Annotated in this window: 11 protein-coding genes and 1 pseudogene; 4 read left to right on the forward strand and 8 right to left on the reverse strand. The window is 48.4% G+C overall.

The window, feature by feature from the left end:
• Positions 1-327: 327 nt before the first annotated feature.
• The 4 genes and pseudogenes from DFQ00_RS30350 to xylA form a co-directional block, all read right to left on the reverse strand.
• A pseudogene (locus tag DFQ00_RS30350) lies at positions 328-837 on the reverse strand (hypothetical protein); the annotation flags it as partial.
• A 22-nt stretch (positions 838-859) separates the two neighbouring features.
• The gene (locus DFQ00_RS20745; RefSeq protein ID WP_244213944.1) at positions 860-1,582 is read right to left on the reverse strand and encodes a glycosyltransferase family 2 protein; all 723 of its coding nucleotides are present in this window, start codon (positions 1,580-1,582) and stop codon (positions 860-862) included.
• A gap of 215 nt (positions 1,583-1,797) precedes the next feature.
• On the reverse strand, positions 1,798-3,291 hold the full coding sequence (gene xylB / locus DFQ00_RS20750) for a xylulokinase (RefSeq protein WP_110898394.1): 1,494 nt from the start codon (positions 3,289-3,291) through the stop codon (positions 1,798-1,800).
• 485 nt (positions 3,292-3,776) lie between these two features.
• Positions 3,777-5,093: a xylose isomerase gene (gene xylA, locus DFQ00_RS20755; protein ID WP_110898395.1), complete on the reverse strand. Its 1,317-nt coding sequence runs from the start codon at positions 5,091-5,093 to the stop codon at positions 3,777-3,779.
• A gap of 324 nt (positions 5,094-5,417) precedes the next feature.
• Here xylA and DFQ00_RS20760 point away from each other — a divergent pair, with 324 nt between their 5' ends.
• From DFQ00_RS20760 to DFQ00_RS29615, 3 genes are all read left to right on the forward strand, one after another.
• Positions 5,418-6,581 (forward strand): ROK family protein, encoded by a 1,164-nt coding sequence (locus DFQ00_RS20760; protein WP_110898396.1) that lies wholly within the window; start codon positions 5,418-5,420, stop codon positions 6,579-6,581.
• 154 nt (positions 6,582-6,735) lie between these two features.
• A complete protein-coding gene (locus DFQ00_RS20765) occupies positions 6,736-6,933 on the forward strand; it encodes a hypothetical protein (protein ID WP_110898397.1) in 198 nt (65 codons plus the stop codon).
• 690 nt (positions 6,934-7,623) lie between these two features.
• The gene (locus DFQ00_RS29615) at positions 7,624-7,830 is read left to right on the forward strand and encodes a hypothetical protein (protein WP_208643810.1); all 207 of its coding nucleotides are present in this window, start codon (positions 7,624-7,626) and stop codon (positions 7,828-7,830) included.
• A gap of 342 nt (positions 7,831-8,172) precedes the next feature.
• Here the strand turns inward: DFQ00_RS29615 and DFQ00_RS20775 are convergent, their stop codons facing one another.
• Together DFQ00_RS20775 and trxB are read right to left on the reverse strand one after the other, a co-directional pair.
• On the reverse strand, positions 8,173-8,403 hold the full coding sequence (locus DFQ00_RS20775) for a glutaredoxin family protein (RefSeq protein ID WP_110898399.1): 231 nt from the start codon (positions 8,401-8,403) through the stop codon (positions 8,173-8,175).
• A gap of 125 nt (positions 8,404-8,528) precedes the next feature.
• Positions 8,529-9,470 (reverse strand): thioredoxin-disulfide reductase, encoded by a 942-nt coding sequence (gene trxB / locus DFQ00_RS20780; RefSeq protein WP_110898400.1) that lies wholly within the window; start codon positions 9,468-9,470, stop codon positions 8,529-8,531.
• 256 nt (positions 9,471-9,726) lie between these two features.
• Here trxB and DFQ00_RS20785 point away from each other — a divergent pair, with 256 nt between their 5' ends.
• Complete coding sequence (locus DFQ00_RS20785) at positions 9,727-10,458, forward strand: ZIP family metal transporter (RefSeq protein WP_110898401.1); 732 nt, start codon at positions 9,727-9,729, stop codon at positions 10,456-10,458.
• Between the two features lie 120 nt (positions 10,459-10,578).
• Here the strand turns inward: DFQ00_RS20785 and DFQ00_RS20790 are convergent, their stop codons facing one another.
• Both DFQ00_RS20790 and DFQ00_RS20795 read right to left on the reverse strand, forming a co-directional pair.
• Positions 10,579-11,388, reverse strand: coding sequence for an alpha/beta fold hydrolase (locus tag DFQ00_RS20790; protein ID WP_110898402.1), 810 nt, complete (start codon positions 11,386-11,388; stop codon positions 10,579-10,581).
• A 277-nt stretch (positions 11,389-11,665) separates the two neighbouring features.
• The gene (locus tag DFQ00_RS20795; protein WP_110898403.1) at positions 11,666-13,615 is read right to left on the reverse strand and encodes a heavy metal translocating P-type ATPase; all 1,950 of its coding nucleotides are present in this window, start codon (positions 13,613-13,615) and stop codon (positions 11,666-11,668) included.

Genomic DNA, 13,615 nt, shown 5'->3' on the forward strand with positions numbered 1-13,615 from the left:
TGGCATATGAGTATCCACAAACAGTTTAAACCCGTGTGCCTGGGCTCGGATGCAGAAATGACGATCCTCCCCCCAGAACGATACATTCGGAATACGGTCAAAATTCACTCCTGCTTCTAGCACAGACCGTCGAATCAATGTACAAGCGCCTAGCCCGCCGACCTCATAACACCCCGGAATGCGCAGCTGGTTTAGAAAAGCGCTTGATTGTGCCCCCTCGTCCTCCGACGCTGCACCCGGAAAGGCTGGCCCCCCGCGCCGATAAAGCGCGTACTCATCCTGCAGCCATACCTGCGGCATTTCCTTGGCTTCCGGCTGCCATCGAGTCCAGAAAATGTTGGATATAATCTCATTCCCACTGGAAGCAAGCTGTTCCAGCGTTCGCGGATGCAGCACCAGATCGGAATCAATCAGGAAGACGGCATCGTATCCATGCGCTAGGGCGTATTGCAACATGTTATTTTTCAGCCGGGCGACACGCCAGATTTGCTCGGTTTTCCAATAATGTCCGCCCTCATCCTTGGCGTAAATGCCCTGATCTACCGCTCCCTCATCATCAAATAAATCACGGGCATGGATCACCTCGCTGGTCCCATCATGTCGAAGCACAAAATCACGCAGCATCTGGGAGGAAGCCTCTTCCTCGTTATCATCCACAAATAAATAGTTCGTCCGCACGGTCTCCCGCTCAAGCATCTGCAATGAATCCAGAAATTCATGCAGCACAGCAGCCGTCTGCCGCACAGGGCTCGCAATCAAAATACGCTCCCGATTATTTTGCATGCTGCTCGTATCTGTTTGCTGAATCGTCTGTTTATCCTTTGCTTCTTTATTCAACTAGCCCTCTCTCCCTTCAACCTTAATCCGTCCATGGAACAAGCCGGGGCTCTGCATCCAAAATGGACTCATACTGCTCCTTCCAGCCGTATCGCGCCTCCGGATCGAGTGTCTGGTATCTGACGTATTTGCGGACACGATCCTCCTCTCTGGCCCAGCCGTAATGCTTCACCCGCGGCACATGACATGCATAAGGCAGATGCTGTATGCTCAATGGAAAGCGGCCACAATGCTGCGGTGTTTCCTTCCACTCGTAGGACATACTAGGCCGGTATTTGATCAGGAAGGGTCGATAATACGCATGAGCCTGCCAAAAGGCATCCTCCCGGTACGCCGTCTCATTCCACATATCAAACAATCGAAAATAAATAGCTTCCTCGGTTCCATTCAATAACTCATCCCGCAGCTCCCCGAAGTCCGCTGTTAAAATCTCGTCCGCATCCAGATTGAGAATCCACTCCGGGTTAGTCGCAATCGTCTCCTCCCACTGTTGCTTTCTTAACCTCACTTCATCGGAAAAACGAGAGACCGGATTCTCCACCAGCACCAGCGGGATTCCATCCAACAGTTCCCTGCACAGGGCAGCGGTCCCGTCTGTACTTCCATCATCAATAATGACAGCCTGATCAATCCATGGCCGATGAGTTTCCAGTGCCTGTCTCAAATAACGCCTCTCCTCATTGCAAACAATCATTGACAAAGTGATCTGCGGCCTGTTTCTCGCAAGCTGCTCCTGTTCATCCAAAATCTCACCTCCGCGCTTACTTCTCTGTCACATATCAAACTCTCTCTCCCTAATCTATGCGAAGCCTGAATCCAGATATGCTGATCATCCTGCTTCAAGCTGCCAACGACAAAAAAGAAGCACCCGCGCTCAGCGAATGCTTCGTATAAAATGCTCTCTTGGTTAACAGTTCAGCTACATATGAGGTCAAAAAAACCACAAGCACACGCTTCTCATTAACGATATGCCGCCAAACGATCATTCAAGCCGCGTGTCTGCCCATACACTTCCTGATAAAGGGCGAACAAGCCGTCATATACAGCTACTGTTTCTGGATTAGGTACATAAGACTTCGCAGGACGAATAAAGGCTTCCGCACATTGCTGCAAAGTCGGGAACCAGCCACTGCCGTAAGCCGCCAGCATCGCAGCCCCCATGGCCGGGCCCTGCTCACTCTCCAGCTTGACAATCGTTGCATTAAAAATGTCGGCCTGCATCTGTAGCCAAGCCTCATTTTTGGCTCCGCCGCCAATGGAAATAACCTCGTTCACCGTTTTGCCAGCGCCGCGTAAAATATCAATTGACTCGCGCAGCGAGAACGTAATACCCTCCATGACCGCGCGTCCAAAATGCTCCAGATGATGCCCGGCATCCATACCGATAAAGCTGCCACGGATATTGGCATCCGGGTGAGGTGTCCGTTCTCCAACAATATATGGCGTAAACAGCAGACCGTTGCTTCCTGCCGGAATCTCATCAATGCCCTGCAACAACACATCGAAGGATTTCTCCGCTGCAAAGGTATCCTTGAACCAGGATAGGCTGTAGCCTGCCGCCAGTGTCACCCCCATAATATAGAAGGCATCTTTCTCCCCGTGATTAAAAAAGTGTACCTTCCCTTCGAAATCCAGGTCTTTCCGTTCTTCGTACGAGAGAACCACCCCGGACGTACCGATGCTGCACATCGTTTGTCCTTCACTCAGGATGCCTGCGCCTATCGCTCCGCAGGCATTATCTGCGCCACCGGCAAATACCTTGGTCGCTTGCGCCAAACCGGTTTGCTCTGCAATGTCAGGCAGCAGTGTGCCCACTTGCTCGAACGATTCAACCAAGCGCGGACACAGGGACATCGGCAGGTTAAATGCAGCCGCAATCTCCTTACTCCACTGCTTGCCTGTCACATCTAACAGCAGTGTACCTGCTGCATCGGAGTAATCCATAGCATAGTCGCCTGTCAGACGGTAACGAACGTAGTCTTTAGGCAGCAGGAACAATGCCGCTTGATCAAGCAGCTCCTGTTCGTTTTCCTGAACCCACAAAATTTTGGGCAATGTAAAACCTTCCAATGCACGATTTCGGGCAATGCTGAGCAGCTTGCTGTCCAGTGCCTTCTCGATCCGGCGGCACTGCGCTGTCGTTCTGGTGTCATTCCACAGGATCGCATTGCGCAGCGGCTGGCCTGCTGCATCCACCAGCACCAGCCCGTGCATTTGCCCCGAGAAGCTCATGCCTTCAATCTCGGATGGCTGCACGCCTGATACCTCAAGCAGCTTGCGAAGCGACACAATAGTCTGCTCCACCCAATCCTCCGGATTTTGCTCACTGTATCCAGCCTTAGGCTGGTATAGCGGATATGCCTCCGATGCTTCAAATGCCACTTTTCCTTCGCGATTGACCAGCACGGTTTTGACCGCACTTGTGCCGAGATCGACGCCGATGACGTAACTCATAAGTAGACTCCTTTCGTTTATACAGGATTGAACGGGAACCTTTGGGGCGGCTTGGATGGACACTCCGTGGTCAGAAAACCCTCCGTTCGCCCTTACCCCCGGATTTTTTCATTCCCCTTCTTCAAGGGTGAAATCCGGTTGTAAATGCGAGCTTATGCTTACGATGCCAGCTTTCCTCTAGAAAGCTTTCAGCTTCGCTTCTCCGGGTCCTTTCTGCCCACTTCGTTCTGCATGCCGCTTCTAGACGTTCCTTCAAACGGTACTAACGCACTCGTTGAAGGGCATTGACGCTGCAATGACAACAAACCGTTCCCGCCTTCCCGGAGGAAAGCGGGGACGGTTTGAATGTCACGCTTATTCAACGTCCAAGGCACAAGCTTGAATTTGCACCAGGTAGGAAGCTGTATGTCCCTGCTCCTTGCCTATGATCTCCAGCAGAAGCAAGCTGCAGACCAAGACATACGCCTCTTCCTCTATGACTGTTATTAGTCAGCCAGAATGTATTGGTTCAGTTTTGCTCTTAGCAATTCCTGACGTCCGGATTGATTTTTGCGCGGGCTTTCGTTGTTCAGAGCGTACTCAGCCAAGGAAGCAAGTGTTGCTTTGCCTGCAACAACATCGGCACCGACGCCTTCGTTGAAGCTGCTGTAACGCTGCTCGATGAATTCATCAAATACGCGGTCTTCGATCAGCTTGGAAGCTACCTTCAAACCTTTCGCGTACGTATCCATACCTGCGATATGAGCCAGGAACAGGTCTTCAGGCTCGAATGAACCACGGCGAACCTTCGCATCGAAGTTGACGCCGCCTTTACCCAGACCACCGTTTTTCAATACTTCATACATGGTCAATGTTGCATCATACATATCCACCGGGAATTCATCCGTATCCCATCCGATCAGCAAATCGCCTTGGTTGGCATCCAGGGAACCAAGCATTCCATTGATGCGGGCTACACGGATTTCATGGTCAAACGTATGACCTGCCAGTGTTGCATGGTTCGCTTCCAGGTTCAGCTTGAACTGTTTGTCGAGATCATATTTTTGCAAGAACGCAATGGAAGTGGCTGCGTCAAAGTCATATTGGTGCTTCGTTGGCTCTTTTGGTTTAGGCTCGATCAGGAACTGAGCGTCAAAGCCGATTTCTTTGGCGTAATCCACTGCCATATGGAACATACGAGCAATGTTGTCCTGCTCCAACTGCATGTCCGTGTTCAGCAAGGTATCGTAACCTTCACGACCACCCCAGAAGACATAGTTTTCTGCGCCGAGACGTTTACCTACTTCCAGACCTTTCTTGATCTGAGCTGCTGCATGAGCATATACATCTGCGTTACACGTCGATGCTGCACCGAACATAAAACGCGGGTTGGAGAACATGTTTGCCGTATTCCACAGCAGCTTTTTGCCGCTTGCTTTCATGTGTTCTTCCAACAGATCAACGATCGTATCAATGTTGCTGTAGAATTCCCGCAGCGTTGCACCTTCCGGAGCGATGTCTACATCGTGGAAGCAGTAGTAAGGCAGATTCATTTTTTCCATAAATTCAAAAGCCGCCTCTACGCGAACTTTAGCTTTATCCAGACCGGAGTAGCTATCCCATGCACGCACTGCTGTTTCAGCACCGAACGGATCGCTACCGCCTGCTGTTAATGTGTGCCAGTAAGCCATACCGAAACGGAAGTGCTCTTCCATCGTTTTGCCAGCGACAACCTCTTGCGGATTATAATGTTTAAAAGCAAATGGATTCTTGGAATCTTTACCTTCGAATGCAATCTTATTAACGGATTCAAAATAGGCCATGTCGTAAATGCCTCCTCAATAGTTTTAAAAGAGTTTATAAAGAAATCGTTTACAACGTTATCCTAACACATCGTTTTGACTTTGTCTATCGGTTAAACAAAGTTAAAATAAAATTGTTTTTTCCGCGTTTGTTTACGCTATAATAGTCGAATAGCTTCTTAGCGGATAAGCATGAGTGGCCTTTACTTATATAAGTTAGACGATTTAATTTACACATGAACGGAGAGGACAGAAAAACATGTAGATGCGACGTGTTCGCGTTTATCACCGGATTTCCCCGTTCAATTTATATAAAAAGAGAAAGAATAGGAGTGCCTAAGCGATATGAAAATTACTGGAGACCAGATGCTGGTCAAAAAAATAAACAAGTCGATCGTACTTGATACGATCCGCCGTCACGCCCCCCTTTCACGGGCCAAGGTATCCGAAGTGACCGGGCTTAACAAGGCAACGGTATCCAACCTGGTTGCGGATCTGATCGGTGACGAACTGGTGCAGGAGATTGGTCCGGGGGAATCCAGCGGTGGACGCAAGCCGTTGATGCTGCTTTTTCGCGGAACAGCAGGTTATGCAGTCGGTTTGGAGCTGACCGTCACCCGCTTGAAAGGCGTGCTTACCGACCTTGAGGGTCATATCGTTGCGGAATATGCCACCGATCTGGTGCAGCATGATGCAGCGTCTGTATTCGAACAATTAAAGCTGGCAACCGATTATCTGATGAGGCAGGCTCCTGCCTCCCCGCATGGTGTAATTGGTATCGGAATCGGTGTTCCCGGTATGGTCGATGAGCAAGGCACGGTACTGTTTGCACCTAACCTGAAGTGGGAAATGGTTCCCCTGCGAGCGATGATGGAGGACAGCTTCAAGCTGCCTGTTACGATTGATAATGAAGCCAACGCAGGAGCGCGCGGAGAGCTGAATTTTGGTGCAGGTGTCGGCGTGCGCCATCTGATCTATATCAGTGCAGGCATCGGGATTGGTTCAGGCATCATTGTGGATGGTGAATTATATAAGGGTGCATGGGGATATGCAGGCGAGACAGGGCACATGTCCATTGAAGCAGAGGGTCTGCCCTGCTCTTGCGGTAATCGGGGGTGCTGGGAATTATACGCCTCGGAAAAAGTATATGAGCACCCGGATCAGCAGCATCTGCCTGCACATACGACCAAGGAGCTGATCGAACTCGCTCAGGAGGGCCATGAGGACGTACTAACCCTGTACGAAACAGTTGGACGCAAGCTCGGCATCGGCATTACCAACATCGTCAACAGCTTCAACCCGGAACGCATTATTATCGGCGGACCGCTTTCGGAGGCTAAGCCCTGGGTTGAATCGGCGCTCAAACAGGTGGTAGAGGAACGTACCCTGCCTTATCACCGCCGCAGTCTGCAAGTCGAATGGGCTGCACTGGGCAGCCGCTCAACCCGAATTGGGGCAGCTTATGCTGCTATATCCCAATTTTTAGGTAATGTACGGGTGTCAGTTTAATAATTAGCTAATAATCAGTTGAAATTGACAAGATTTTGCCCCATTTCCTCCCTTTTTGTTAAAGAAATCCAGAGGTATAATGAGACTATGTGATTTTTGTCATGGCAGCGCTCTCGCTGCTGTGTTATCCGATAATGAAACGGAGTGAAAACTCGTGACCTACGTGGATACATCAGATATCTCGGCGCAAATGTTTGTCACCGTACTCCTGTTCCTGATTGTGCTTGCGCCCCTGTTCAGCCTAGGCATACTTCGTTTTTTTCAGAGCAAAAAGAAGGCTGGTTTCATGTACATGCTGTCAGGCTTGCTGGTGTATGTCGTTTTTCAGACGTTTATGAGTATTTTTTTCTAGCGTGAACTAACAGAATATCTTAAATGAAAAATCCCCTTGTAGGTTGTGTACAAGGGGATTTTTCAGATTTCGTTATTCACCAAATGACATTAATTAAATTAGTATAAAAAAATATTCATTCCCTTCTGTCTTCTACTATTTTAATGGGATGTTCGTTTTTTGGTTTGAGAAATAGCAATTGATGTGACTAAACCAATAAAAAAAGGGAATATAAACCACGTAATAATAAGTAACAAACCTGTGACTGGAGAAGGATTCTCTCCTGCCCTAATAATTGGTAAATAGAGTCTGTTTAGAACAATTAAAATCACATAAAAAGGAATCCATATCATCATTGACCAATATGCTATTGAAACCCGATCATTGAATAACTTTCGAGTGAGTACATAAAGAGTAATCGTCATAGCTATGAATAATAAAATACAAACTATCGTTATAGCAATACTTGTAAAGTCATATGTCCATCCAGTTAGTCTTGCGATCCGGTAGAAATTACCTTGAGGCAAAAACAAAAAGTAAAGAAAAAACGCATTATGTATCCCTAACAATAGCAATTTAGTCAATTGATTCATAATACAACTCCTTTTTTCTATACTACTCATATATAACTTTAATTTCAATATTCAACAAAATATTCATAAAAATATTAAATACCAATAATCCCCTTGTTATAACACACCTTATAACAAGTTGTGGACAGCAAGAGTGAAGAACGGAACTCAATTTAGTACTTCTGAATGGTTTGGAAACTATAACTATCGATTTACAGGAAAAGAATTATTCTCTCTTAGCATTTTATTTGCTGGTGGAGATGGTGCAGGAATCGTCTTTGGAAGCGGACCAGACGATGAGAACGATAAGGCAGCCATTAGACAAGGGTACAATGAGTCTCCGTAAAAACTTGGCTGTTCATCTCTCAGAAATGCACTATAGTGCTTGACAAAGTAGAGATAACCACATTAAATAAGCAATCGCAGCTTGGCTGAAATGTTATAGTACTCGATACTTAATCTGAGAGTAATTAAAGAATAACTGTCTGTTAGAGACAATAATAAATTCAGGCCTTGATCCAGACTAGGATCAAGGCCTTCTTCATTTCTATATTCAAACGGCTCGCGCGAACCGGAATAGCTTTAATTCTTTTATCACACTTCTTGAAATCCACACAAATTTAAAACATATCTTATATCAATCTCACCATGCTCCACAGGGTCAGTCCATATAGCAAATATGCGCTAATTAAGCTTCCAGCACCTTTGCAAATTGCGTTTTGTTCATACCCAGAATGCGGTGTTCACCGATTACAGTCAAAGGAACCGCGCGTACGCCCATGTCCCATACTTGTTGTGCAAACTCGTCGCTGGTTTCGATGTTGCGCTCTTCGTAAGCAATGCCTTTATCAGCCAGGAAAGTCTTGACGGATTTGCAGTTCGGGCAGTTCGTGGATGTGTATACAATTACGTTTTCCATGTTCATTTCACCTCATAATGATTATTTAATTTATACGGTTAATTCTTTATAAGCTTAATGTTGCATTACTCAAACACCGGACTTTTAACGTTTAATCGAATACCCGTTTATCAAATGACTCTGAATTACAGTGCAACCGCGCTGTGCTCCAGGCTTTCAATGAATTTCTCAGCATCCATCGCAGCCATACATCCGCTTCCTGCTGCAGTAATCGCTTGTTTGTAGCGTGTATCCTGAACGTCACCACATGCGAATACACCTGGAATGTTTGTTTCAGAAGTGCCTGGTGTTGTCAAAATATAACCATGATCGTCGGTTGTAATCTGACCGCCAAGGAAGCCTGTGTTTGGTGTGTGACCAATGGCTACAAATACGCCGCTTGCCGAAAGAATTTCTTCTTCCCCTGTCGCATTGTTGAGCACTTTCAGACCTGTCACGCCATTCTCGCCCGCAATAACTTCAAGTGGTGTACGGTTAAGCGCCATGTCCACTTTTTCGTTGCTGCGTGCACGATCCTGCATGATTTTGGAGCCGCGCAGCTCTTCACGACGGTGAACCAGCGTTACTTTGGAGCCGAAACGGGACAGGAAGTTTGCTTCCTCCAACGCGGAATCGCCACCACCGATAACGATAATCTCTTTGTTGCGGAAGAAGAAGCCATCACATGTTGCACATGTGCTGACACCACGACCTACGTTTGTTTCTTCTCCTGGAATGCCCAAATATTTAGCAGATGCGCCTGTGGACAAAATCAAGGTTTCGGATACGAGTTCTCCCATACCTTCCACTTGAATTTTGAACGGACGCTCGCTCATATCAACGCTGTTTACCCAGCCTGTGCGGAATTCTGCACCGAAACGCTCGGCTTGCTTGCGCATATTGTCCATCAGTTCAGGCCCCATGATCCCGTCAGGGAAACCAGGGAAGTTCTCAACTTCCGTTGTTGTTGTAAGCTGTCCGCCAGGTTGCGGTCCTTCAATAACGAGCGGGTTCAGGTTGGCGCGTGCCAGATAGATTGCTGCTGTCAGCCCAGCAGGGCCTGTTCCGATAATAATTGATTTATACATGTATAGTTCCTCCCCCAGGTTCTGCAAAAAGGTCAGGTTCTCCGGCATCAAAAGTGCGGGCGGTTGCATACACTAAAACGGATAGCCCACATCATGTCCACCAGAACTGCCCGCGAATTGACGATTCACCTATGCAGAAACGGAATTCTAATTTATAATCATTCTAATCTGTTGTTCATTATGATCTCTTTTATGTACGGTGTCAATGCTCGGCAGCGATTATGAAGAAGTCTTCATCAGGAGGGAAAATGGAAGCATGAACGACGCTTTAATAGGCAGTATTATTTCGGCCATGTCTACCGGACTTGGGGCCGTGCCCATTTTATTTATGCGTAAAATCTCACATCGGCTGCGCGACATTCTGCTCGCTTACGCAGCAGGCATTATGACCTCGGCATCGGTGTACAATCTCATTCCTGAATCGCTCGGGCAATCCAATCTGTTTGTACTCGCTTTTGGCATTATGCTCGGCAGTCTGGTGCTGCTTGTGCTGGAGATGCGGATTCCTCACGTCGACCTGGAAAATCCAGAGAAGATGCCCTTCAAAATCGAAGGCAAAGCCTTCATGATTATTGCCGCAATTACCATGCACAACTTGCCGGAGGGATTGTCTGTTGGTGTAAGTTACGCCAGTACCGATGAGAATCTGGGCAACCTGATTGCCTTTTCCATAGGTCTGCAAAATGCACCCGAAGGATTTCTGGTCGCTCTCTTTCTGGTCAATCAGAACATCGGACGCTTCAAAGCTCTTGGTATCGCCACATTGACCGGAGCTGTTGAGATCGTCACCGCCATGATCGGATATACGCTTAGCAGTCTGGTCGCTGGTCTTGTACCGTATGGTCTGGCGTTTGCAGCCGGTGCGATGATGTTTATCGTTTACAAGGAGCTCATCCCTGAAAGTCATGGCGATGGCAACGCGCGTGTAGCCACCATCTCCTTCCTGCTGGGTCTGATCACGATGATCGGACTGACCGAGCTGTTCTAAATGAAGCTACGCATGGAACAAATCAAAGAACCCGAACACCAGCCACACGCTGAAGTCGGGTTCTTTATTTTGCCACAAATGAAGATTCCATGAAATTACTGCAATCCTGTTCATCGTTGATCAAGATTGAATAAATCGAATCAGTTCGGCATTATATTTTTCCAATTCATCATAGAATGCACCGTGTCCACTCTCTTCAAACACAACCAATTCCGCGGTTGGAATTGCCTTATGCATCTGTTCAGCGAATTCGAACGGGCAGATCTCATCCTGTTTACCGTGGAAAATCGCCGTGGGCACCTGAATTGTCTCCAGCTCCCCGCGTAAATCCTCATCCCGCAGCGCCATCGCACTGCTGATCGTAGCATAAGACGAGGCCTCCATGCCGAGTGCATGGAACCAATTCATGAAGGGCTTGCTGTGCTCTTTTGCAAAAAACATACCGCCAAACGTTTCCAGCAGCTTCGCTCGGTCTGCAAAGATTGGCTCAATAATCTGCTCGTTCAGCTCTTCCGGCGTCAAGCCGTACGGATAACCTTCACGCTGTGTAAATACAGGTGCGGCTGCCGATAACAGCGCAAGCTTGGATACCCCATGTCCCTGATGACGGGCCATATAATGCGCTGCAATTGCACCGCCCATAGAGAAGCCGGCAAGCACGGCATCCTTCAGCCCCAGATCATCAATGACAGCACGAACATCGTCAGCCATGCGGTCATAATCATATCCAGTGGACGGCTTATCCGATAAGCCGTAGCCCCTGAAATCCATCGCAATAGTGCGAATGTCGTGGTTCGGCAAAACATTTAACTGGTATTCAAACATTTTATAATTCACAGGCCAGCCGTGCAAAAAGAGTACCGGAGTCCCTTCACCAATATCTTCAACATATACTTTTACATTTGGTTCTACTTGTACATAACGGCCCATTATTCACAGCTCCCTTATCATTAGTAATAATCGTTCATCCCAGATACGTCATAACGTCTCATCGACTATTACCCTCTGACCACAGCTTCAAACGGGAGCCACGGGAGCCTATTATGCCTAGCAGTTTCTGCGTTCTAGCTGCTTCTACGTTTGAACGTATATTCAATGACAGATACCTGCTCATTAAAACCTCTATATACATTTGCCGTTATGGCCTTGCTGCTCCATATTGAACCATGAAGCCGTTGATAATTGGGTAACGTACCCGTTTTACATCTTATCGCAGCAGTCTTAGTCCATTCAGAATAACCAGAATTGTACTCCCTTCGTGGCCCACTACCCCAAGCGGCAGTGCCACATCTTGCAGGAAATTCCCCGCGATCAATACCAGAATCACCGTGATGGCAAACCACATATTGTGCTTCACGGTACGTTCTGCCCGCCGAGCCTGCCCGATGACCCAGGCAATCTCTTCAATGTTATCGTTCATCAGCACCGCATCAGCCACTTCGATGGCCGTGCCACTCCCGGACAACCCCATGCCCATTCCTACCGTTGCTGCTGCAAGTGCAGGCGCATCGTTAACCCCGTCACCAACCATCAACACATGACCATACTGCTCGCGGAGCCTTTGCACCTGCTTGACCTTATCTTCAGGCAGCAGGTCTGCATAGACCATACTAACCCCGGTTTCACCTGCGATCACCGATGCTGAACGGGCACGGTCACCGGTTAACATCGCTACTCGGACACCCATACTCTCCAGCTTCTTCACGGCAGCGGCAGCTTGGGGACGAATCATATCCCGCATTGCAATCAAGCCCGCAAACTCACCATCGACGGTTACAACAGAGATGGTTTTCCCTTCCTGCTCCAATCGAGCACATACCTTCTCCCAATCTGTTGCTCCGTTCACCGCCGTTCCGTCCAGCCGGCCAATCTTCCATACGGCACCATGTACCGTACCTTCAATGCCATGTCCCGTAATGGACTGCACATGCTCTGCCTCCTGCAGAGGCAAATTCTCCTTGCTCGCCTGTTCAACAATCGCCCGGGCAAGAGGGTGCATAGAGAGATTTTCAACGGACGCCACAGCGGACAATAATTGCTCTCTGCTTACATGGGAGGCTGTCAGGATATCCGTAACTTGTGGTGTTCCCATCGTGAGTGTGCCTGTTTTGTCAAAAGCGACAACCTGAGTCCGTGCCATATTCTCCATATGTGCCCCTCCCTTGAACAAAATGCCACGGCGTGCGCTGCTGGACATTGCAGACAGCATGACAGGCATAATGGAGGACACAAGCGCGCAAGGTGAAGCCACCACCAGAAAGACCATCGCTTTGTAAAAGGCTTCATTCCACGTCCACCCCAAGAGCAGCGGTGTTCCTGCAATCACAAGCAATGTGACCCCAACCACAATCCGTGCATAAATGCCTTCAAAACGTTCCATAAAACGCTGTGAATCCGGCACCTCAGCCTGCGCCTCCTCCACCAGCTTGATAATTTTGCCGAACAGCGATCCTTCAGCCGACTTGGTGACCTCGACATATAATGCCCCCTCGCCGTTCACCGTACCTGCGTACACTTCATCACCTGTATTTTTATCTATGGGCATGGATTCCCCGGTAATCGAAGCTTGATTGATAGAAGAGCTTCCCCGATAAACCACACCATCCGCAGGAATCAGCTCCCCCGGCTTCACCAGCAGCAAATCTCCCGCTTTCAAATCCTCGATAGCAACGACATTCATCTGTCCATCCTCAATGCGCAATGCCGTCTCCGGCTTGAGTGCCAGCAAGGATGAGATGTCTTTGTGACTGCGCTCGGTTGCGTAACTTTCCAGTGCTCCACTAAGGGCAAAGATAAAGATCAGCATCGCTCCTTCATTCCAGTACCCAATCGCTGCTGCTCCGAGCGAAGCAGCAATCATCAGCAGGTTAACGTCCAGATCACGGTCTTTAACCAGCGTTTCGATGCCCTCCTTGGCCTTGGTCCAGCCCCCGATAGCATAAGCCGCGATGTAGAGTATGACAGATAATGTCGCAAAATAAGGGGCAATGCCCCAGGCAATCAGCATCATAACCCCGCTGCCCAATGCCGCCTGCATCTCCTTGTTCTGCAGCATCGCACGGAAGTCAGGTTTCTTGCCCCGGTTAGGACCGGGGGTGTTAGCCGGCTGCTGTTTTGCTTGTTGTTTTCCTTTTAAAGATTGATGTATCGCTTGCAT

This window comes from Paenibacillus barcinonensis (genome assembly GCF_003217495.1).
Lineage (GTDB): Bacteria > Bacillota > Bacilli > Paenibacillales > Paenibacillaceae > Paenibacillus > Paenibacillus barcinonensis.

Coding starts and splice junctions, on each gene's coding strand:
- xylB (WP_110898394.1), bottom strand. CDS start 3,291: ATGAGTTACGTCATCGGCGTCGATCTCGGCACAAGTGCGGTCAAAACC.
- xylA (WP_110898395.1), bottom strand. CDS start 5,093: ATGGCCTATTTTGAATCCGTTAATAAGATTGCATTCGAAGGTAAAGAT.
- DFQ00_RS20760 (WP_110898396.1), top strand. CDS start 5,418: ATGAAAATTACTGGAGACCAGATGCTGGTCAAAAAAATAAACAAGTCG.
- DFQ00_RS20775 (WP_110898399.1), bottom strand. CDS start 8,403: ATGGAAAACGTAATTGTATACACATCCACGAACTGCCCGAACTGCAAA.
- trxB (WP_110898400.1), bottom strand. CDS start 9,470: ATGTATAAATCAATTATTATCGGAACAGGCCCTGCTGGGCTGACAGCA.
- DFQ00_RS20785 (WP_110898401.1), top strand. CDS start 9,727: ATGAACGACGCTTTAATAGGCAGTATTATTTCGGCCATGTCTACCGGA.
- DFQ00_RS20790 (WP_110898402.1), bottom strand. CDS start 11,388: ATGGGCCGTTATGTACAAGTAGAACCAAATGTAAAAGTATATGTTGAA.
- DFQ00_RS20795 (WP_110898403.1), bottom strand. CDS start 13,615: ATGCAAGCGATACATCAATCTTTAAAAGGAAAACAACAAGCAAAACAG.